This window comes from Sphingomonas sp. CCH10-B3, assembly GCF_001556185.1.
Lineage (GTDB): Bacteria > Pseudomonadota > Alphaproteobacteria > Sphingomonadales > Sphingomonadaceae > Sphingomonas > Sphingomonas aquatica.
In genome coordinates this window covers 1-20,909 of sequence record NZ_LSIJ01000088.1, presented here as the reverse complement: position 1 = coordinate 20,909, position 20,909 = coordinate 1, and the positions used below count along the sequence as shown (strand labels likewise).

General features: G+C 62.1%; 25 protein-coding genes. 2 read left to right on the top strand and 23 right to left on the bottom strand.

The genetic code is table 11. The features are described from left to right. Positions 1–35 precede the first annotated feature (35 nt). The 14 genes from AX672_RS14310 to AX672_RS18325 form a co-directional block, all read right to left on the bottom strand. On the bottom strand, positions 36–425 hold the full coding sequence (locus AX672_RS14310; protein WP_066531904.1) for a CopG family transcriptional regulator: 390 nt from the start codon (positions 423–425) through the stop codon (positions 36–38). Then, on the bottom strand, positions 422–2,410 hold the full coding sequence (locus AX672_RS14305; protein WP_066652318.1) for a conjugal transfer protein TraG: 1,989 nt from the start codon (positions 2,408–2,410) through the stop codon (positions 422–424). The genes AX672_RS14310 and AX672_RS14305 overlap by 4 nt, the downstream gene beginning before the upstream one ends. Before the next feature lie 112 nt (positions 2,411–2,522). After that, entirely contained in the window at positions 2,523–3,224 is a 702-nt protein-coding gene (locus tag AX672_RS14300; RefSeq protein ID WP_066652316.1) for an RES family NAD+ phosphorylase, read from the bottom strand. Beyond that, a complete protein-coding gene (locus tag AX672_RS14295; RefSeq protein WP_066652314.1) occupies positions 3,211–3,648 on the bottom strand; it encodes an antitoxin Xre-like helix-turn-helix domain-containing protein in 438 nt (145 codons plus the stop codon). Before AX672_RS14295 ends, AX672_RS14300 begins: the two co-directional genes overlap by 14 nt. Positions 3,649–3,727: 79 nt before the next feature. After that, complete coding sequence (locus AX672_RS14290) at positions 3,728–5,473, bottom strand: relaxase/mobilization nuclease domain-containing protein (protein WP_066652312.1); 1,746 nt, start codon at positions 5,471–5,473, stop codon at positions 3,728–3,730. A gap of 247 nt (positions 5,474–5,720) precedes the next feature. Continuing rightward, the gene (locus AX672_RS14285; RefSeq protein WP_066652311.1) at positions 5,721–6,422 is read right to left on the bottom strand and encodes a lytic transglycosylase domain-containing protein; all 702 of its coding nucleotides are present in this window, start codon (positions 6,420–6,422) and stop codon (positions 5,721–5,723) included. Between the two features lie 3 nt (positions 6,423–6,425). Continuing rightward, positions 6,426–6,755 carry a DUF736 domain-containing protein gene (locus AX672_RS14280; RefSeq protein ID WP_066652310.1) on the bottom strand — a complete coding sequence of 110 codons (330 nt, stop codon included), beginning with the start codon at positions 6,753–6,755 and terminating at the stop codon, positions 6,426–6,428. Between the two features lie 4 nt (positions 6,756–6,759). Continuing rightward, positions 6,760–7,323: a S26 family signal peptidase gene (locus AX672_RS14275; protein ID WP_231731367.1), complete on the bottom strand. Its 564-nt coding sequence runs from the start codon at positions 7,321–7,323 to the stop codon at positions 6,760–6,762. An 11-nt stretch (positions 7,324–7,334) separates the two neighbouring features. Next, positions 7,335–7,808 carry a DUF2840 domain-containing protein gene (locus tag AX672_RS18680; protein ID WP_066652308.1) on the bottom strand — a complete coding sequence of 158 codons (474 nt, stop codon included), beginning with the start codon at positions 7,806–7,808 and terminating at the stop codon, positions 7,335–7,337. A 212-nt stretch (positions 7,809–8,020) separates the two neighbouring features. Beyond that, positions 8,021–8,914, bottom strand: a complete 894-nt coding sequence (locus AX672_RS14265; RefSeq protein WP_066652304.1) for a replication initiator protein A — start codon at positions 8,912–8,914, stop codon at positions 8,021–8,023. A gap of 8 nt (positions 8,915–8,922) precedes the next feature. After that, positions 8,923–9,195: a helix-turn-helix transcriptional regulator gene (locus tag AX672_RS14260; RefSeq protein WP_066652303.1), complete on the bottom strand. Its 273-nt coding sequence runs from the start codon at positions 9,193–9,195 to the stop codon at positions 8,923–8,925. Between the two features lie 130 nt (positions 9,196–9,325). After that, a complete protein-coding gene (locus AX672_RS18920) occupies positions 9,326–9,757 on the bottom strand; it encodes a DUF2285 domain-containing protein (RefSeq protein WP_269454053.1) in 432 nt (143 codons plus the stop codon). Between the two features lie 49 nt (positions 9,758–9,806). Further along, entirely contained in the window at positions 9,807–10,100 is a 294-nt protein-coding gene (locus AX672_RS19125; protein ID WP_168727490.1) for a transcriptional regulator domain-containing protein, read from the bottom strand. A gap of 157 nt (positions 10,101–10,257) precedes the next feature. After that, positions 10,258–10,524, bottom strand: coding sequence for a DNA -binding domain-containing protein (locus tag AX672_RS18325; RefSeq protein WP_082730566.1), 267 nt, complete (start codon positions 10,522–10,524; stop codon positions 10,258–10,260). 223 nt (positions 10,525–10,747) lie between these two features. On the opposite strand from AX672_RS18325, the gene AX672_RS14245 reads away from it, so the two are divergent. Next, positions 10,748–10,975, top strand: coding sequence for a helix-turn-helix domain-containing protein (locus AX672_RS14245; RefSeq protein ID WP_066652297.1), 228 nt, complete (start codon positions 10,748–10,750; stop codon positions 10,973–10,975). 49 nt (positions 10,976–11,024) lie between these two features. Here the strand turns inward: AX672_RS14245 and AX672_RS14240 are convergent, their stop codons facing one another. From AX672_RS14240 to AX672_RS14220, 6 genes are all read right to left on the bottom strand, one after another. Continuing rightward, positions 11,025–11,345: a DUF736 domain-containing protein gene (locus tag AX672_RS14240; RefSeq protein WP_066652326.1), complete on the bottom strand. Its 321-nt coding sequence runs from the start codon at positions 11,343–11,345 to the stop codon at positions 11,025–11,027. Positions 11,346–11,956: 611 nt separating this feature from the next. Next, the gene (locus tag AX672_RS14235; RefSeq protein ID WP_147161493.1) at positions 11,957–12,361 is read right to left on the bottom strand and encodes a hypothetical protein; all 405 of its coding nucleotides are present in this window, start codon (positions 12,359–12,361) and stop codon (positions 11,957–11,959) included. A 144-nt stretch (positions 12,362–12,505) separates the two neighbouring features. Beyond that, entirely contained in the window at positions 12,506–12,670 is a 165-nt protein-coding gene (locus AX672_RS18910) for a hypothetical protein (RefSeq protein ID WP_170233925.1), read from the bottom strand. 297 nt (positions 12,671–12,967) lie between these two features. Then, entirely contained in the window at positions 12,968–13,582 is a 615-nt protein-coding gene (locus AX672_RS14230) for a 2-hydroxychromene-2-carboxylate isomerase (protein WP_066652294.1), read from the bottom strand. A gap of 463 nt (positions 13,583–14,045) precedes the next feature. Next, a complete protein-coding gene (locus AX672_RS14225; protein WP_066652293.1) occupies positions 14,046–14,816 on the bottom strand; it encodes an SDR family oxidoreductase in 771 nt (256 codons plus the stop codon). Continuing rightward, complete coding sequence (locus tag AX672_RS14220) at positions 14,816–15,472, bottom strand: FMN-dependent NADH-azoreductase (protein WP_202189343.1); 657 nt, start codon at positions 15,470–15,472, stop codon at positions 14,816–14,818. The genes AX672_RS14225 and AX672_RS14220 overlap by 1 nt, the downstream gene beginning before the upstream one ends. Positions 15,473–15,565: 93 nt before the next feature. On the opposite strand from AX672_RS14220, the gene AX672_RS14215 reads away from it, so the two are divergent. Next, entirely contained in the window at positions 15,566–16,468 is a 903-nt protein-coding gene (locus tag AX672_RS14215; protein WP_066652292.1) for a LysR family transcriptional regulator, read from the top strand. A 271-nt stretch (positions 16,469–16,739) separates the two neighbouring features. On the opposite strand, the gene AX672_RS14210 is transcribed toward AX672_RS14215, so the two are convergent. The 3 genes from AX672_RS14210 to AX672_RS14200 all read right to left on the bottom strand — a co-directional run bounded on the left by AX672_RS14210 (position 16,740) and on the right by AX672_RS14200 (position 20,909). Continuing rightward, positions 16,740–17,657: a DUF2493 domain-containing protein gene (locus AX672_RS14210; RefSeq protein ID WP_066652291.1), complete on the bottom strand. Its 918-nt coding sequence runs from the start codon at positions 17,655–17,657 to the stop codon at positions 16,740–16,742. A gap of 305 nt (positions 17,658–17,962) precedes the next feature. Beyond that, the gene (locus AX672_RS14205; RefSeq protein WP_066652290.1) at positions 17,963–19,021 is read right to left on the bottom strand and encodes a DUF7146 domain-containing protein; all 1,059 of its coding nucleotides are present in this window, start codon (positions 19,019–19,021) and stop codon (positions 17,963–17,965) included. A gap of 1 nt (position 19,022) precedes the next feature. Next, on the bottom strand, positions 19,023–20,909 hold the full coding sequence (locus AX672_RS14200) for a strawberry notch C-terminal domain-containing protein (RefSeq protein WP_231731365.1): 1,887 nt from the start codon (positions 20,907–20,909) through the stop codon (positions 19,023–19,025).

The following is a 20,909-nucleotide window of genomic DNA, read 5'->3' as shown; positions in this document are numbered from 1 at the left end:
GAACGACCCGATTATCAGCGGGGGGAGTGGTCGCTTTAGAGTCGAAAATCGCCCAACCGGGACCGTCCCTCCAATCGGCGCGCGAGTGCCTCGACAAATCCCTCATAGCGCTCCTTGCCCTGCGCTTGCGCTGCGGCAAGGCCACTATCCGGCAGTGGCGGATTGGCTGTAAGCCAGAACCGTACGAACAAGGCCAGGGCCTCGGTGGTGATCTCGGTCTGCTGATCGAGTTGTCCAAGCCGCCGGTCGATGCGGTCAAGGCGGCGGCTGAGCGCTGCTTCGAGCTGCTCAGGATTGTCGGGCGACATGAATGACCGCAGAGCGGCCTCCACCACATCGGGCTGGCCGACGCGCCTGCGCATTGCGAATTCGGCAAGTTGGTCGATCACATCGGGTGGCAGCCGGAAAGTGCGCTTCAGCTTCACAGTTCGATCCCGTCTCCAAGGTCGAGCGAGGCCTGCCGTGCGCCGCGTTCCATCGTGCGCCGGATCCGCTCGTTGTCAGCGGCTGATTGGTCAGCGTCTGCGGCGTCAGATTCGGCAAAGTCGAATTCCGCTGCAGGAGATTTGGGTCGCGCAACCACTTCGACATGTTCGGGTAGGTGAGGTTCGCGCCGCAAGCCACCATTGGCAGGATCGATCCTGCAGCCGCCGTCTTCTGATGATTTGGGGTCTGGCTCAATCGGGGGCAGAGCGCTCCAGTCATCGGTGGCACGCGCTTCGGCGGGCTGGCCGCAGCCCTCGGGGGCGGGCAGTACACGGGACTGCAGCCGTCGGTCGGCATAGTAACGCGCCTTCTTCGCCTTGATCGGCGGCGCCCCTGACAAGAGTACAACCTCGTCGGTCTGCGGCAATTGCAGAATCTCGCCCGGCGTGAGGAGAGCGCGTGCCGTTTCGGAGCGCGAGATCATCAAGTGGCCAAGCCAGGGTGACAGCCGGTGCCCGGCATAATTCTTCATCGACCGCTGTTCGGTGGTTGTGCCCAGCGCTTCGGAGACCCGCTTGGCCGTGCGCTCATCGTTGGTCGCAAAGGCAACGCGAACATGGCAATTGTCGAGGATGGCGTTGTTCTGCCCGTAGGCGCGCTCAATCTGGTTCAGGGACTGTGCAATCAGGAAAGCTTTGAGGCCGTAGCCCGCCATGAAGGCGAGGGCGCTTTCGAAGAAATCGAGCCGGCCGAGGGCAGGGAACTCATCCAGCATGAGCAGAACGCGCTGGCGCTTGGTCGCAGGATCGAATTCTTCGGTGAGGCGGCGGCCGATCTGGTTGAGGATCAGGCGGATCAGTGGCTTGGTCCGGCTGATGTCGGACGGCGGCACGACCAGATAGAGCGACGTCGGTCGGCCGCTGACGAGATCGGCGATCCGCCAATCCGAATGGCTGGTGACCTTGGCGATGACCGGATCGCGATAGAGGCCCAGAAAGGACATTGCGGTCGACAGCACGCCGGATCTCTCGTTGTCAGACTTGTTGAGCAACTCGCGCGCGGCGCTGGCAACGACCGGGTGCGGGCCCGCTTCGCCGAGATGCGTGGTGTCCATCATCGCATAGAGCGTGTTCTCAATGGTTTCTTCGGGATTGGAGAGGAAAGCCGCGACGCCAGCGAGCGACTTGTCGGCACCGGCGTAAAGCACATGAAGGATAGCGCCAACCAGCAGGGCGTGGCTGGTCTTTTCCCAGTGGTTGCGCTTCTCGAGACTGCCCTCCGGGTCGACTAAGATATCAGCGATGTTCTGCACGTCGCGCACCTCATTGAGGCCGCGGCGCACTTCAAGTAGCGGGTTGTAAGCGGACGACTCAAGACTGGTGGGATCGAAACGCAGGGTGCGGCTGAACGTGCTGCGAAAACCGGCAGTGACATCCCAGTTCTCGCCCTTGATATCATGCACGATCGCCGAGCCCGACCAGGTCAGCAGGGTCGGGATCACTAGGCCGACGCCTTTGCCAGAGCGTGTTGGAGCAAAGCACAGGACATGTTCAGCCCCGTCATGGCGAAGGTAGTTGTTCTGAAATTGTCCGAGCACCACCCCGGTGTCGGCCAATAATCCGGCCTTGCGGATGTCATCGCGGGTGGCCCACCGGGCAGTGCCATAAGTGTTGGCATTGCGGTTCTCGCGGCCGCGCCAAACGGACATCGCGATGGCAACCACAATTGCAGCGAACCCGCCCGAGGTGGCGATCATCCCCCCGGTATCGAAAATCTTTGGAGCGTATGCGTCGAACGAGAACCACCACCAGAACAGGTCATAGGGGCGATAGACCGGATGGCCGAACATGTGGAACCAAGGCACGCCGAGCTCTGGCTGGAAGCCAAGCGCCGAGGCTGTCCATTGGGTTGCGGACCAGACGCCCGCAACAATGATGATCAGCACCGCGAGGATTTGACCCCAAAGGATTTTGGAAGCTGACATTGCGAAACTCCGCATCGTTCACGCTTACGTCGGTGAGCTTCGGAGAAGTTGGCAAGCGGGGAGTTGAGTTGTGCAGGCCTTGGCGCAGAAACGGACAGGTTGGCGCAGATTGCTAGATCGGTTCCCACGTATAGTCCGGCGTGCCCGACCAAGTCAGCCGAACCATCGCGCCTTGCACCACCGACTGCACAACGTTGGGCCAGAGCGCAGCAATGCAGGTGCCGCCTGCGTGGCGGACCGAGTGGTAGATGATGCCGTTGTGGCCCTCGACGCGTGCCTGCGCGGCAAGGATATTGCCAGCAGCATAACCGGTCGCGGGGTCGGCATCGAGCGCGGGATGATCCGCTTCCTCGCGCAGGTCAACGAACACGCCAGCCATGCTCGCCAGCATTTCGCCATATTCGACGACCGCGTTGAAGTCGCCTGCGTCAGCGAGTGCCTTAGTCAGGTGATGCCCGACTTCCGCAATGCAGGTTTCGACCGCGAGGGCTGCGTACCATGCGCCGCGGTCTGCAGGGTTGAAGCGCATCGGCTCGCGCGGTTTGGCATAGGCGAAGCTGGCATTGATGAAGCGCGCATGCGGCACGCCATGAACCAGTTCTTCGGGGCTGAGCGCACCGAGCCCGCGTTCCTCGGCAATCAACCGCCCGCTGGTCGCGCCCTCAATCTCGGCGAGTAGCGCCAACTCTTCGGAATCGTCGACCAGCGGTGCGAGCACGGCTTCGCGCAGCCGCGCGCTCGCGACCAGCCTGATGGTGCGCGGGAACGCCTCACGCACCAGCGGCAGCGCGTAGTGCGGTTCAGAGCCCGCCACGCAGCGCGTCGATATACTGCCGGGTCTCGAGCATGCGGGGAATGCCGCCTTCGATCATCGCCTCGACTGGCGACTTTGCGCCGAACACTGGCGCCCGGTTGGGTAGACGCGGCCAGCGGTCGGCCATCGCGTCGGCAAACAGCAGATGCAGCCCCTTGAACACACCGATCAAGGCAGAGGCACGGGTCAGCTGGTCTTGGCTCAGGGTGCCATCCCATTTGCCCGCTTTGATCCGGTCCCATGTGCTCTCGGATACGCCGAGCAGTGCGGCACCTTCGGCATTGCTGCCACCCCAGGCATCGACGAGCCGCAACACGGCCTTGACGGCCGCGCCGGTCAGTCGCTTGCGGTCGCCGTCGCTCGAAAAGGTCTGCAGGCCTGCTGCTGCCGGGGCCGCATGATGGGTGATTGCTGCGCTTGCCATGATCGTTTCTCCTGACGCGAATATACGCATCAGATGGTGCGATTGTCAAGATTGGGCCGATACTGCTCAGCCTGCCACATCATATCTCGATCGACCTGCTTCGGCCCAGTGTCCATTCGATGCCACCACCAGACCGAGGCTGGCCGCTCACATATTGCCCGAGATGCCGATCGAGTTGCTTTGACCAAGGGACCAGCGAAAACCCAAGGCCATCGTCGATCATCGCAAAGCGGCCCGAAGCGAGTTGGATGCGTTGGCGATAGACGCCTGACATCTCACCGGATGATCGGCTTTGGCGGTGTGGCAAGCCATGTTCACGCGAAAGTGCTGCACCAGCGTCGGCAAGGTCGCGCTCGCGCAAGGTGCCAAGCAGATTGCGGGACAGGGCGAAGCGGTCACCGCGCCGCTGGGCAAGACCCTCGCTTTCCAGATAATCGAGCCGGCGCGTTTTCGCTGCTTCGACTTCGCTGCCAAAGCCTGGACCGAGCGGCAGCGGCTCCGATGCAATCAATTGCTTGTCGAGCCAGGTGGCTCCGCGGCTGCGCTCCTGGCTAGCAAGATCGCAGTCGGAATGTGTCAGGAGCGAGGATTGCTCGCGGCCGCGCCGGTCAGTCCAGGAGCGGAGCTCGACAATTGCACCCGTGGCAGCATCACCGGTCATGTCGATGTCGGAGAATTTGCAATGATGGACCCGGCCATCCACGCCGTCGACTACGGCATAGGCCTGACCGGTCAACTCATTGTGCAGGCCACGCTCGACTAGTCGCCCGATGACAGGCTCGCTCGCCCTTTCATCATGAACGGCAAATCGACCCGCTTCAGCAGCAAGGCCGTGCCCGGTCATGGCGCGGTGCATCGTCTTGATGATATCACCTCTGGTGCCAAGCTCCCGCAAGGTCTGCTCGAGTGCTGGCTTTATCCGCCAGCAGCCAGGCGCAATTTTCTCTGCCAGGCCCATGCGTTCGAGTTTTGTGGCGCGGCCGATGAGATGCTGGTTGGCCGGGTTGGCGATCCGCTGCGGATCGGGGCGCAGATCAACCACGCCGCCGAGGCCGTCGCCAAGCGTTTGCAGCTGGCGATCAAGACCGGTCCAGCGATCGGCCTGCACCTCGCGGGCCAAGCTTCGATCAATGTCCTGCTCGGTCCGTGCGCCCAATTCCATGGTCACCAGCTGCGCGGCGCGAGCCCGCATGCCCTCGCTGATGTAGCTGCGGTCGATAACCAGGTCGCGGTCGTCGTCGGCCTTGCCGCGTACCAGAATGTGGATGTGGGGATTGTCGGTGTTCCAATGGTCAACGGCGACCCAGTCGAGACCTGTGCCAAGATCCTTTTCCATCCGGGTCAGCAGGTCGCGGGTGAAGCTTCGCACATCGGCCAGTTCGGCCGTGTCTTCGGGCGAGACAATGAAGCGGAAATGGTGGCGGTCATCGGCGCAGCGCTCGGCGAAGGCTCCGCCGTCGACGGTTTCGTCGCCGCTGCCGAACAGCGCCGCATCCTTCCCGTCGCGGGTCACGCCATCGCGCTTGAGATAGGTCAAGTGCTTTGCCAGCGGCGCGGCAGTGAAGCGCGCCCCGCGATGCCGCACGATCCTTGCCTTGACGATCACACGGCGCTGACTTGCGCGGGAGCTTGCCTGCAGGCTTGCGATGCGGCCTCGGGCAAGGCGACCTGTGCTGCGCCGCGATGCGGAACCACCCGCCCGGCCGCCGCAGCCTGACCGGTTGGCAAGTGCCCGCAGTTGGGCTTTGAGTGTGCGCGCTTTGCCTTGGCCGGAACTGCGATCTCGGATGCGCCCAGGCCTGATTTCCAGATCGTCATCACTCATGAGGTCAAGCGATGCGATACAGCGGCTGGCTCGTTGAACGGCGGAATTGCGACAATTATCGAGACTGGAGCCAGCCATGGGGCAGGGCGGCTGGCTGTGAAAATCCCGCAATTCTGCGGCCCCACACCTCGGCGGCTGGCTCCGCTTTCATCTTGCCATCCTCCTGACCCATCCTTTCCTGCAACCCCGCTTCCGCACAATATTGCGCTAGTCCACGCCATGACGCGCCAGAAAGGGAGGTGGCCCGTCACTGGTCGCGGTTCCCCGAGACAGGGACGAACAGCCCGCCATGCGGACGCAGCGAAGCAGGTGGCGCAGCCGCCGTTTCTTCGCTCATGTCCGCGTTCGGCGGTGCCTCGGTCGCGGCAGTTCGCGCCGTGAACAGCCCGCTTTGCGTCCACGCAATGCGCACTTGCGGCACAGGCGACATGCTGGCGACGACAGTGGCCGTGTTGTCCGATTGCAGCATCGGTGCGATCTTTGCGACATAAGCGCGGGTTTCTGCGGGAAGCGGGCGACCGCGATCGCGCCACTCCTGATAGCGCCCGGGTCCTGCATTATAGGCGGCGAGCATGCCATAAGCACCGTAACTGTCATACATTTCGCGAAGATAGCTGGTCCCAGCCAAGATGTTGTCGCGCGGGTCGAACGGGTCGCTGCCGAGACCGAACCGGGCGCGCTGACGCGCCCAGGTTCCAGGCATGAGCTGCATCAGACCCATCGCTCCGGCCGACGACACCGCGCCGATCCGGCCAGCGCTCTCGGCCCGCATGACCGCATAGATCCATTGTTCCGGGATGCCGAAACGCAGCGATGCCTCAGCAACGTACGCTGCAATGTCGACGGTGCGCGGCGCTGTCGGGTCGGCAGCGTCCTGCCCAAAGGCAGGCGCGGCACCGAACAAAGCGAGCGCAGCCAAAGCGGCGAAGCTGAGGCGGCGGAGCTGCATGGCTCAGCTGGCCTTTTCGCGCCGCGCGGGACGCGACCAAACCAGAACATGGCCGTTGTCATCGCCCTTGAAAAGGTTGGCCCGCAGCGGCTGCAAAAACGCAGGATCATCGATCTGCAAGCTGACATAGTCGCCTGCCTTCTCCCCGACATGCTTCCAGCCTGCGCCGATTTCGCGCGCGTCCGCATCTTCGCCAGCAACCACACGGAAGTCCGGAGCGTTCTCACTGTCCGATGGGTCTGCCGGGACGAGTGACAGCTCAATGCTCAGCGACAGCGTCCGCAGTTGACCGCTGTAGCCGCCGCCGGCGGCACGAAAAGTTCCGATACGCATGGGTTCAATCTCCTTGGGTTGAAGGTAGGGAAGTCTCGTTGGCGCGCGGGTCGGCGAACCAGACATGGTCGCCATTGCCCGCTTCATCGGTCCAGACTGGGGCCGCGCGACCAATGACGTGTGTCAGACGCAGCACGCCGAAATAGCGCCCATCGAAACTGTCGGGCGCTGCCGGGTTCATCACGAATAGCTCGCCGGTGCGCAGCACATGGCAGCCGGCCCAGGTCGGCAGTGCGCGCCCCAGACGGTCCCGCGGACGCGCCGCGCCGACATATTTGCCGTCAATCGAAATGCTCAATGCATCTCGGCAGACGCGCTGGCCGCGTACAGCCGCGATGCGCTTCAGCAGCGGGACGCCTGTCGGGAGGTAACGCCGCTCTGCGAGCAGTCGGCGCATTTCGGGCGGCGGTTCAATGGCGACCCGCTCGCCAACATGCAGGCTCGCCTTGCCACGGATGGCGTAGAGCCCGGTGGGGACCGAGGCGGTCGCATTCCACACGGCGAAGCGCGCGACGGGCACGGCCAAGGTCGAGAGCGTTGCGCAACCGACGATGGCTGCAAATATCATGCTGCGCCGCTTCATGGCAAAAGTGCCTTGCGCTGGAGCCAGGCTTGGTGCCGCGCGGGCGTGTATTCACGCGGTGTAAGTCGGCCCGCCATCCTGTTGTGGATGTGTCGCCAATGTTCCGGAGCAACACCGCAGGGGTCTATGCCTGACGCTTCGATGGCATCGATAAGGCGGAAGACTTGCGCGACCTTGGGCCAGCCATGGACCGAAAGCAGCAGTTCTCCGCCGGGGTCGACCTGCGGCACGGTTGCGCAATGCTCGCCTAGGCCGACAGCTTGTACGATGTCCAAGGTTGAACGGACGGTGCCATAATCGTTGGACGCCCAGCGGACCAAAGCGAACACCTGGCCCGCCATATAGCTTTCGATCCGCTCGCTACGGCTGCGGATCCGTTCGGCAACGGGGTTACCGAATTTGATCCAGTCCTCATGCTGGCCCTCGCGCCAGACCAGCGTCACATGGGTCAGCTGCGGGTCATCACCCATCCTCGTACCGGCAGGCCTTTCGGGGTCCGCCCCGCTTTTTGTCCACAGGCTCGCAGCCGTTAGCAAGAATCCGAAGGATTCTTTGTTAGGATAGTTAAGGGCGCAAATTGCTGATGTTTTTCGGCGCTTTGGACGACGTTTCGGTTCCCGATAGTCCGAACTTCCGGTTCCTGATGGTCCGAGCGGGGCGGTTCCTGATAGTCCGTGCTGCATCATGACATATCCACAGGGTGATGGTTGCTAGAGCGCAGTCCGAGACGGCGCATTGCGGCGTCGAACGGATCGGGCCGGACAGCGACAAAGTTCAACCGTTCGCGGCCGAGCGCATGTTCGATGGTAAGCGTGTATCCCGGCAGCGCTTGGCGGCGGACAATGTCGCGCAGCTCGAATGCGAAGCGTTTGGGCGGGGAGAGCGCACCTGACTTCATGTGCAGATGCTGGAAGTCGAAGCTCCAGCCTCCGCGCTGTTTGCCGCCATGCTTGCGCACGAGGCGATAAAGCCAGCGCTCCAGACCACCGGTTAGTGCGAAATAATCGGCATCAATGGTGAGCACGAGCGCCTGATTGATCACGCCTTCGTAGAACCAGTCAGGAATGATCATCTCGATCCCGAGCGCGCGACCCGAATGATCGAGACGCTCCTTCCACTCATTGATCCACGAAAAGCGGTGCCGCCGCCGCGCATCATGCTGGCGGATGGAGGTCGCGATGGTGGTCGATTGCAGGCGATCCAGCCCGGCCTTCAGCCGCTCATAGCTGGCTTTGCCTGTGCCTCGCCTGGTGAAGGCAAGGATCTCGTGCGGGGTCGCGGCGATCAACCGCGAGGTAGGCCGACCGGCATCGCGCGCTTCGACGATCTGGCTCGCTACCCAGATGAGGACATCAGCGTCCCAGATAGTCGCCATGCCATGTTCGGCTGTCGCCTCGACGAGGATCGAAACCTCACCCATCCGGAAATCGATCGGACGGACTCGCTTTGATTTGGCGAGGCTAAAGAACGGCCAAGCCATCAGGTCCTGCGCGTCGCGCGCGGCAATATCGCGGCCTTGGGACATGAACAGGTCAAGCTGAGCAGGCTTGGCTGGGAAGGCGGACAGGCGTCGCATCGCGTGCCTTAGCGCCGGACCGGCGGAGTATAGCCATCAAGACGCTTGGCTGGGTGGACGATGCCGTTGCCGGGATCGCTGGTTGACCGCCGCAGCCCTTGCTCTGCCCATGCGTCGAGATCTGTCACCGCATAGACGATCCGGCCACCGAGCTTGCGATAGACCGGCCCCGTCCCGAAACAGCGGTGCTTTTCAAGGGTGCGGGCCGAAAGCCCGAGGTGCACTGCAGCATCAGGCGTCCGCAAAAATCGTGCAGTCACGGGGGTGGGTCTGGCATCCATGGCAAGGCTCCGGCGAAGGTTGGCAGCAGCAGCGGGCTGTCGCTGGGGTTCGCGAGCTTTGGCGGAGGATTGGCATGGGCAGGGAGTGACCGAATGCGCGTGCCGTAATTTGTCACCCCGAATGTCTCGGTCAGCGGTGTAAGAGGATATCGCGAAATCCGCCGGAGACGAGGCTGCGCGCTTGGGCGATCAGCCGAAGAACCTGCCGCCGCTCACTCGAGGCTTTCCAGGTCGCACCGACAAGTCGGTGGTGGTTGGGAATGATCAGGCCGTAGGCGAGGTCCCGCGAAGAGGCGCCCGCTTCGAGCGCATCGTGGATGGCGAGGAAGCGGGTCAACCGTAGCCGTTGATTGCGTGTCATGACGTGAGCGCTCTGGGGTAAGGCGCTGTTAGTGCGGGCTATCAGGTGCATGCGGGTGACAGCCGCGATGCGCAATTCATATGTCTCATCGCAGGGTATCGAGACGGCGGGAACGGGCAGGGCGGACCTGAAACGAACGCAAAGTCGCAGTCTGTAGCTGTCCCTAGCGTAAACAAGATGCTTGCCGTCGGATGTCGACACCTCTGCCAGCGGCTTGCAGCTGGACAGCCATATCAGCGGGGGGGCCGGGTTAGCAGTTTCGACGATAATCACGTCGGGCGATGCGCTGGGCGACCAATGGGCCGGGCTCTGGCGCGGATTTGCTTGCGGATCGGTGGGGAAAGCTCAGGCCCCATCGCCGGGACAGGCCCTCCTTTTCATTGTGTTCGACCGATGGGAAGCGAGCAATGCGCTCTTGGGTTTCGGCAAAATCGCGGCGGTAATCAGCATTACGGTGCAGGAATTCCTGCGCGAAGTCCGCATAGTCGTGATCGCGATATTGATCCGCGGTCGATGGTGACCGCCATGACGAACCACCGGGCATAGAGACCCCTGCAAAACACAGGCAAAAAGGCCAAGCATCAAGTCTTTGTTAACCAAGGGTAAGCCGCAAGTATCAAAATCTGGGGATGCTTATGCCCGGAGGCGCAGAAATTCTGACGGAGCGTTTAGTGCAAGGGGTCCAATCCGTGTCCGAGAATTCAGCCTTTTTGCTTTTTATCGAGCAGATGTCGGTAGCCGTGGGACGTCATCCAGCGTGCTCGGTCGAGGTGGGTCTCATGGACCTGACGCGCCCGGACCGGTTCCAGGGCAGGATCGATCCCAAAGACGATCTGCACAACTTCGGTCCAGTCCGCACCTTCATCGGCGGCGTCAAGTAGCCGTAAATATGTGACAAAATGGCGCTCGTCATACGGCGTTACCGTATCCGAGAGGGGCGGGCTGTCTTCAAAAGGAACGATCGTCATGGTCCGAGCCTTCAGTTTCGACTCGTTTCGGCATGCCCTCTCTCCTAGCATGAAGACCCTCCAAAATGGCGAAAACTAATCTTATCCCCTCATGCGGAGAGACTTCTGCGCTCGTGAGGATAAGCTCTCACAGGGGTCGAAATCGAATTCGGCCTGAGCACCGCGCCCCTCCGCGTATTATAATACGTAGCACGAGAATACGCGACCGGTTTCTAAGCTGCGGATGGACATCCGCAAACTGTTCGGTGCCAATGTGCGCTACTATCGCATCGCCGCTGGCTTGAGCCAGGAAGCGGTGGCCGAACGGATGGGTGTTGATCGCGCCTATGTCAGCATGATTGAACGCGGCAGTCAGAATGCCACGCTCCTCTCGATCCATGAGACTGCGCAGGCCCTTGATGTAAAGCCAGCTTACCTTCTCGCCGATCCCCCCGCTGGATTTGATCAATAAGGAAGCCGATGCCCCGCCCGGCAGGTGCCGGGCGGGGCTGGCTGTGCGGTCAGTCGCCGTTGGTGCGGCGGGCGCGCGACCAGATCAGATTGAAGCTCTTGCCGTCTTCGTCATCGAAGAGGTTGGCAAAGATGGGAGCGGTGAAGCTGGGATCGTCGAGCTTGACCGAGAGATACTCGCGGCCTTCGTTGGAGGTCTTGGTCCAGGCGGCGCCGATTTCCGCGCGGCCGACGAAAACCCGGTGCGACGGCGCATTTTCGTTGTCGCTGGTATCGGGGACGATGCGGACGTTCTTCTGCTGCACCGACATGGTGACGATCTCGCCCTTGTATTCGTTGCCGGTCTTGGTGAAAGTTCCGATGTTGGCCATGATGCATTCCTTCAAGTTGGTCGAACCCGCGCCCATCGCGGCCTCGATGGCTGGTTGAAGGCGGGGGCTTGCGCCCGCTGCACCGGAACGGCCGAAACGCAGTGGAGGACGACGGCCAGACGGCTTTCTTGCCTCGCGAGGAATGGGCGGCACGCCCAGGGGAAGAAAGTCGGTGCAGACGGCGTTGCAGCAAGGGATCAAGCGGCGAAGCCATCCCCTGCCAACCAAAGCCATTGAAGAGGCGGCATTGGGCTCGGATGACACTTGATCGGGAGCCATGGCACTTCCCGGACTTCCAAGACCGAACGGCGATGAGAAAGGTGTCGTCACGGGTGTGCTGCCTAGTCGTCACTGCAATCGCAGATATCGGCAACGGCCATGCGCCAATCCGGGCCTGATTGAGATCAGCGCAATCGGTCCGCCACTAGCCAGCCCAAAACCGACTGCGGATTCTCGGCCTCGCTTCGACCGCGCAAACGCCCAGACCAACCTGACCCAAGAAGAGGGACGCAGAAACTGCCACTCGAACACAACGCCTGCCTCGTACTGGCCGATTTGGCTGTGCGAGCCCCGCCGGGCATGTGCCGAGCGGGGCTTGGAAAATGAAAAAGCTAGGGACGGGCGCGGCTCCATTGCGTCCAGGATGCAGCCGCGATTATCGCAGCGCCGAGCAGTGATAAGGCGAGTTGCCATGCACTTGGCGGCATGGTCGCCGCCGCAATGCCATGCACTGCGTGATAGCCCGCAACAGCTGCGGGCGCGGCAAAGGTGACGCCGACCGCAGCACGTGTCAGTTCGGACTTAGCAAACGCCAGTGCTAACCGGGCTGCAGCAAGCAGGATGATCGCAGATATGGCTGCGGCGGCGAGCGCAGCGAGAATGCCGCTGTCGGTGCGGTAAGTCGCCGAACCCGCAAGAAACGCGACGAATAACGGTAAGGCGTAGATCGAAAGGCGGAATAGAAGCGCGCAGCAAAGGAATACTGCGACGATTATCAGGGCAAAGCCGATCAGCATGGCGTCCTCCTTGGAACCAAGGGCAAGGGACGCGCTCTCCACCTCCACCGCAGCGCAATGTGCATGGAATCCATAGCAGAAATGCGCATCGGCTGGAATACCCGATGGGCATCCAGCCAGGCGGCGCAGCGCAAATTTGCGCGGTCAGGGATTGAACGGGTCATATTCTTGGATCACGCTGTCGGCATCGCCATCGAATTCGGACGAGGGAACTGCGCCGAAGCCGTTACCGGCGTGGAACAGGGTGACGCAGACCATCAAGGTGCGGGCGAGGCTCCAGGCGTGACGCTGTGCGATGGTGAGTGACATGTTCGAGCTCCTGTCTCGGAGCAGGGACCATCCCTGCTCGACAGGCCCCGGACAGACGGCGCAAAGCCGCAATCACCACGAAGGAGCAGCCGCAGTGGCCGCACGCAGAGCGTAGCGGACCCTTTACGGGTTGATTGAAGGAGGCTTGGGGTCGGCCAACGGATTGGCCGCAAAGAGCGGGGTGTGTCCAGGAACCCGAAATAGGGTCGCCCGACGATACTGGTATTCCCAACTGCAGGCCGAGTAGCTACTGATCTTCGCGGCGCTGCGCGATCCGGAATGCCGCTTTGTAAGGTCTTAAAACGGTCCTGTTTGAAGCAAGGCATGGCGCAGCAGCACTATGCGGTCATTGCCCCAGAACAGCCGTTCATTGACAACGAAGGTCGGCACACCGAACGCACCCTGCTCTATCGCTTTCGCCGTAACCCGCTCTCGCTCTTTCCATGTGTTCTCATCATCAAGTGCGTTTGCAAAGGCGTCTCGGTCCAGTCCTGCCCTGCTAGCGCATGTGATACATACAGCGCGGTCCACGGCAGGCAGATCGTCGGCGAAAACCGCGCGAAGCAGTGCATGAGCGTAGGCCTCGGCGACGCCGAGCCCCCGCGCAGCCGTGCAGGCAAGCGAGAGCAGGTTGGGGTCAAGAGCAAGACGGCCATGCGGCTCGCGGAAGGGCACACCATAAAGCGCCGCCCATGCTTCAGCGTCCTTCTGCCGATAGCCCCAGTCATATTGGCCGGAGCCATTCGTGCCGGCAAAGGGACTGCGCCCGCCATGCGCCGTCGCAATCAGCTGAGCGCTGTCTACAGCGAGCCAGTTAAACTTCACTCCCGTTTCGGCTTCGAGCGCAGCAAGCTGGGTCGAAGCCAGGTAGGAATAGCGGCTGCCAACGCCAAAATAGAAGTCTGCGATCAAGGCTGCAATTTCCCTACAATGCCGACCGCTGCAACCTCGCAGCGGCGTTGCCACAATGCAACGCATACAGCGCCTGCAACCTTGCGAACAGGATATCGCTAGACCTTAGGGACTTTCATTGTCACATGGCCTGAGCAATTCACTTCGATTGCAGGGGAACGCCGATAATTGCGAGTACGGCGTCAATTACCTTGAGTAGCGCCCCGCGCCGAGTGGCCGATAATCTGAGCAAAAATCTGCCTCGATTGCGAGCAGCGCATGTTCGATTGCAAGCGTCTACACCTAGCCGCTCTATTCGACATAGGTTCGTTCCCGAAATACCATCGTTTTCGGGAAAGGCGGCAACGCAATGCGAAGGCAGCTCTCCCTTTCGGGTCATTGAAACCTGCCCGGCTGCTTCAATCGGAATTCGGCCACCAGCGGCATATCTCGTGTCGGCCCCTGAGCGGTCGTTTCGGTTGGCCTAAAGCGGCGGAAGACCGACGGCCGCGCGCCCTACGTCGGTCTTTATCGAGAAGTCGCCGCCATCATGCACGTGCGCAGCATCGCTCGTCAGCCATACCACGGCCTCGGCGGCCCATTCGGCCGGGATGTGATCCGACCACGCCAGCTTCGACACAGGGTTGATCCCGGCTGCCTGGATCGTCCGCTGGAACTGCGTTGCGACCGTTCCCGGTGACAGGCCAACGCAGCGGATGCCGTTAGCGGCCTCCTCCTTGTGGACGCAGGCCGTAAACATCAGCACCGCGGCTTTCGTCGCCGAATAGTGTGACCACCCCTCCAGCGCACTGGTGGCGGCACCCGACGAGATGTTGATGATGGTCCCCCCGCCGCTCATCTTCATCACTGGCAGAACGGCGCGAGTGCAGTGGAACACGCCTTTGAGGTTGATGTCGACCGCGCGGCTCCAACCTTCCGGATCGGCGTCAGCAATACGGGCAATGGGATCGATCACCCCGGCGTTGTTGATCAGGATATCGATCTGCCCGAAGTGCTCGATCGCACGGGCAATGGCCCAACTGACAGATTCCCAATCGGCCACATCGCAGGCGATCGCGAGCGCGCGGGGACCAGTGGCAGCGGCGATGCTTTCGATCGCCGCGCCCGAGCGGGCGAAGAGAACCACGTTGGCACCCGCATTCGCGAGACGCCATGCGGTCGCCTCACCGATCCCGCGGCTCGCCCCGGTGACGATGGCTGTTTGGCCGGTGAGGTCAATATCATTGTTGAGCATCACGCTACTCCTTCGGACGCAAAGTGACGCTCGATCTCGGCGAGCGCTGCGGCCATCGCCGCATCGACGGTTGTGGCATCGGCGGTGGTCGCTTCGACCGCGAAACTGGTGACATCTGTAATGCCGATGAAGTTGAGGATCAGCGTCAGATAGGGTCGCAGAAAGTCGAAGCTGTTGAGAGCCCCGCCTTTGCCATAGCCACGCGCGCCGTAGGAATAGGCGACATAGGCGCGCTTGCCTTCGACCAGACCGCGGAACGCGCCTTCCTCATAGGCAAAGGTTCGGCCGATGCGCATGATCTGGTCGATCCACGCCTTGAGCGCGGCAGGCGTGCCGAAATTGTAGATCGGGGTGGTGATGAGCAGCACATCGGCCGCTTCGATTTCGGCGATCAGGGTGTCGGACAAGGCGGTGGCGGCACGCAGGGCGTCGGTCATTGCCTCGGACGGAGCGTAAAAGCCCTTGATGGTCGCATCGGCAATCGCGGGCAGCGGGTTCCCGCCGAGGTCGCGCTCGACGCCGAGCCGCGCCCCGTGCGCCACCAGTCCCTTGAGCACAGCATCGCCGAGCGCGCGGCTGAACGACGCCTGTTCGGCACCTGCCAGGTTCGGTCCGGGACGGGCCGAGGCATCGAGTCTGAGAATGTGGGTCATCATCATGGTCTCCGTTTGTGAGCGAACCAAGATGAAGCGTGCTCACTGTGACGGAAAGATTGCCAAACGCACTATATTCATGCGAAGATAGCATTAATGAATACGGATGATGTCTCGCTTGGTGCCCTCAGATGCTTCGTCGATGTCGCGACGGAGGGGTCTTTTGCAGCCGTCGCGCGCCGGCGGCTGGTCGATCCCTCGATCGTCTCACGCACCATCGCCGGGCTTGAGCGCGAACTGGGCTTCCGTCTGTTTGATCGCACCACGCGCCGACTTAACCTGACCGAGGCCGGTGCGATCTACCTGCAGCGCGCGGGCACGCTGGTGGCAGAGCTCGATGCGGCGCGCGCCGCAGCAAGTGATGTGCTGACCGAGCCTTCTGGCCTTGTGCGCATCACGGCATCGACCGCTTTTGGTACCCATTGGCTCACCCCGCGCCTTCACCGCTTCATGCAGCTTTACCCGGAGATTTCCGTCGAGGCGATGCTGACCGACGCAGTCGTCGATATCGCGGCAGAGCGTATCGACCTTGCCCTGCGGCTCGCAGTGCGGCCGAGCGGCGATCTGGTCGCTACGCGGCTGATGACGACGCGCTACCGGGTGGTGGCAAGCGCCGACTGGCTCGCCCGCAGCGGAAACCTTGCTGCGCCGGAGGATCTTGCGGCGATGTCATGCCTGCTGCTGACGCTGCCGGGCTACCGTTCGCAATGGTCGTTCCGGCGCGGTGGCGAGGTCCGGCGGGTTCTGGTTCACGGACGGCTTGCGATCTCAAGCCCTCCGGCGATCCGCAGGGCTGCGTCGGATGGTATGGGGCCAGCGCTGCTTGCCGACTGGATGGTGTCCGAGGACCTTGCCAGCGGGGCGTTGGTGGATATGCTCCCCGAATGGGAGGCGACCGCTGCCGATTTCGACACCGCTGCCTGGATACTATATCCTTCCAGCGCCTACGTTCCGCGCAAAGTCAGGGTGCTGGTGGATTGGCTGAAGCAATCCGTGTGAGGTGAGGGCTTGCAGACCTTTGCTCTCTTGCCCCCTTCATTTCGAAGGGCAGCTCGTCTAACGATTAGCAGTTATTTGCTGCGAACTCGGGTGATCAAGAAAACAGCCAAGCAGCTGTATCCCCCGATTAGTCACCAGTAGGTTTTCTATAGACGATCCCATTGCTTTAAAGCGGCAGTTTTTTAACCTTCAGCACCAACAATTGAACGACCACGGTCTCGAGTAGTAGGAGGGATCAGGTCAGACATTGGGCGATATGGACCAATAGTGCTCATTCAATTGCCCAGACCGCAATTCCCATCTTGCGCGCCTTGTCGACGAGATTGGCGTTGATGCCATTTCCTGGACAGGCAACCACAGCCTTTGGCAGAGCTTCGAGGATCTGGTCGTTGCGACGGAACGGTGCGGCGTTCTTGAAGCGCTCCCAGTCTGGCCGGAACGGGACATGGGTGATCTTGCGATTGCGCGCCCAGAGCGAAGCGATGTGTTCGCCGCCGGCGGGATTGCCGCCGTGAAACAGGACCATGTCTGGATATTTGGCGAGCACCTTGTCCAGCACGGCCCATATCCGGTTGTGGTTCTGATACTCAGGTCCGGATGTGAACGCGATGCGGGTGCCTACCGGCAGCAGCGGCTCGGTTTCTGAGCGACGCTTCGCGGCTAGAAAATCCCGGCTGTCGATCATGGCGGCTGTCATAGTGCGATGGTTGACGAGTGACCCGGTACGCGGGGTCCAGGCTTTGCGGAAATGCGCTTCGAACTGGTCGCCGGCCGCATCGCGCATAAATTCCATGGCGTTGCGGCGTTCGATCAAGCCGGTGCCTTCGCGCAGCAGGCGTTCGAGTTCGACCGACATGACCTCGGAGCCATCCTGCTCGCGCTGGCTGCGCTTCTGAGCATCTTCGTTATCGTCGAGCTCGCGCTGGATCCGGGCTTCGGCGCGGTGGAAGAGATAGGCGAGCGACCAGCACAGGTCCTCCAGATCGGGTTCGAGCCTGGTGTCGATCATGGTGGCGATGAGAGCATCGAACATGTCGGCGACGGCGCCAGCGGCGATGCGCTCTTCGGGGAGCGGCCGCGGGTCGGCTTCGTCGGAGAAGGGGCGATAGCCGTAGAGCGCGATTTCATCGAGGAGATGGGCGGTGGCTGAGGCTTCGTGTTCGGGTTCTGAGTCGGGCATGGTGGTCATCGCATCGGTCCTTGGGGCTTTGGGACCGGGCAACTTGCCCGGCCTTCATGGGCGTCCCTCTGACCGGCTGCCGCGAGGCTGCATCCACATGGACCGAAGCGCAGCGGAGGATGGCGGGCGGGCGGCTATTTTGGTTCGCGATGGAAAGGCGCGGATGCGCCGCCGGAAAATAGCCGCATAACCGCCATTGCGGCCTCGCGGCAGCCGGTCTCTCGGACGCCGCTCGAAGAAGGACGGGCTGGGCTAGGTCTTGGCTCAAGTCCTATGCACGCAGCCATCGCCCCATCCTCCAACCCCGTATCGGCTCAGCCAATGTTGAAGGAAAAGCGTGTCTGATCCTGCTCTCGGAGATCATGGCGGACCCGTTCCGCCAGTTCACCAGCGCCGTGCTGGCGGAGGTCGTCATTGAAGTCAGAGAGGTCAGGCATGAGTGATATAAGTTCGATCCCTGCTGCCTTCGTGCGGTCGATCAGGGTGCCAAACGCCGCGTCGCCTGCAACATCGCGGTCACGTGCTACGTAGAGGCCTCGAAGTGTTGGCGGAAACAGGATGGCGGCAAGGTGGGCTGACGAGGTTGCGGCTGCCATTGGCATGGTTGGTAGAACTTCACGTAGGGACAGCATGGTCTCGATGCCTTCACCTGCGATCATGACATCATCCGCAGATCCGAACCTTACGGCGTTGCCGAGGATGTTGCCCATCGCCCTGCGCGGCGATGCGACTTTGGCCTTCGCGCAGCCGGATGGATCGAGCCAGGTGCGATGGGCGCCGGTCTGCAAGCCGTCGTTGTCGGTTACTGCTGCGATCAGTGCCGGGAAAGCGCCCGCAGTTGCTGGATCATCGTCCGCATTTGGTCTGTAGTAGCATCGCGGATGAAAGCGCAGGGCTGGCAGGTCGGATACGCGTGTGATGCCACGTGATCGTAGGTAGGTGCTCGCCAATGATCCGGTCAGTGGTTTCGAGGCGGCAAACAGGCGTATGGCAGCGGTTGTGGACCCTGCGCGCGCCGGCTTGGCGAACGACGCGGCACTGCGCTCATCGTCCGAAGCCGAAGGTGGCAGGCTGAGGAATCGTTCGGCTTCCTCAATGGTTTCGGAAAGACGCCCATGCCGCTGGTTGAGCCGGATGAGATCAACGAGATCGCCATGCTCACCGGTTGCGGCATCGACCCAGTTGCCGATCACGCCGCGTTCGGTTTCGAAAAGGCGGACATAGAGACTGCGCCCGGGCGTTCCCGCGACATCGCCAACCATCCAGTAACGGCCTTCACGCCTGCCTGCGGGCAGATAATGGCGGCAAACGGCCTGCACGTTCTGCGCAAGCCGTTCCCACAATTCTGCCGCACGCGTGGAGAGCTTTGCCATCTCAGGCAGCCTTTCGATCATTAATTCGGGCCAAGGGGTGCCGTTCGAACAGTCGCTCAAGCACAGCCGACCCTGTCACGATGTCGTCGGGCACGAACAGACGCAGTTTCCAGCTGACGATCTCGGAGAACAGCCCCATGGCTTTGAGCCGGTCGACCGCCGTCGGTCCAAACCCGGTGAGTTCAATCCGGTTCACCTGCATTAGCCGCGACCGGCGCAGTTGCAGCCCATCGGCAAGGTCGAGCACTGCGTGCCCTTCACGGAGCAATGCGATTGCCTGTGGTGGCGATAACACTGGCGCGTCTGGCCTGGCTGTCGCGCTCGCTGCCCATGCTGCGGACACCCTGCGGCCGACAATGCGGGTGCCATCGTCGGTCTGGAGCCGGTAGACACGCGTCGATTCCTCGGGAAGCTGTTTCCAGATGGGGAGCAACAGGCCGGTGACGATGTGCAGTTCGCTTGTCGTGAATTCATCGACTTGCACCACCTCGTCTTGCCAGATGGTCGCGAATGTCCTCTCGTCCACCTCCTGCCAGTTGGTCTCGGGAAGGTGGGTCAGGGCGAAGTTCAGCCGCTCCATTGGCCGGATCAGCCGGACACGGCGCTCAACCTCGCCATCGTCGAGCATGAGGCTGCGAGCCGGAAGCTGGACTGCTGCGCGCCGCGAGCGGGCATTGACCAACAGCCGCGCGCCGGGCTCACGCCGAAGTTCGAACGCCTTTTCGAGAGGCACCGGCTGGTTGCGCTCCTGCATTGCAATCGTGAGCAACCGGGTTTCTGCGCCGGTGGCCGGATGGACGTAGATCGGCTCGCTGGCTGTGACGGTGAAGCTGTCGGCGGTCAGCGTCTCCAGCCCGAGATCGTAACTGCCCGCCGCGATTGCGCTTTGCACTTTGGCGCCGAGCAACTGCTCAAACACCGTGAACAGCACATTCTGCATGTCGATGGTAAGCGCCAGCAGCCGGTTCAGGAAGGTCGTAATCGGCGGCAACTCGTCCTTGAGGCACCCGCTGCTGTCGGTCAGCGACAGGCCGGTCATGCTTTCGAAGATCGCGAGCGAGCATCGCTCGACCTTGCCCGCATAGATCAACACATAGAGCTGGCGCAGCGCATCGCGGGCATAGGGGCTTTCGAGATTGTCTTCGGGGCGGAACAGCCCCTGACCACCGGTCTGCCGCTGTCCGCGCGTGATCGCACCCAGAGTGTCGAGCCGCCGCGCAATTGTTGAGAGGAAGCGTTTCTCCGCCTGGACATTGGTGGCCACCGGCCGGAACAGCGGCGGCTGCGCCTGATTGGTGCGGTTGGTGCGGCCCAGGCCCTGGATCGCGGCATCGGCCTTCCAGCCTGCTTCCAGCAGATAGTGATGGCGGAGCCGCTGGTTCCTCGCGCCCAGATCGGCGTGGTAGCTGCGTCCTGTGCCCCCGGCATCGGAGAATACGAGGATTTGCTTGCGATCCTCCATGAATGCCTGCGCTTCGGCGAGGTTGGCCTGGGCAGGCCGGTTCTCGACAGCGAGCCGGTCGCCATTCGAATCGACCTTGCGAACGATCCGGCGCGAACGGCCGGTCACCTCGGCCACCATATCTGTCCCGAACCGCTGGACGATCTGGTCCAGTGCGCCTTGCACCGGCTCCATCGATGCCAATTGTTCGATCAGCCGGTCGCGCCGCTGACAAGCCTCGCGGCACTGCACGGCATTGCCATCCTCGTCATAGGCTGGCCTCGACGCGAGATTGCCGTCGCCGTCGGTGAAGTTCTCATGAAGCTGGGTCGGGAAGCTGTGGAGGAGGTAATCCAGAACATATTCTTTGCAGTCGCAGTTTATGTCGAGCGTGGCGGCGAGAGACGCAGGTTTCCTTCGGTTTTCCATGATTTCACTCCAGATAAT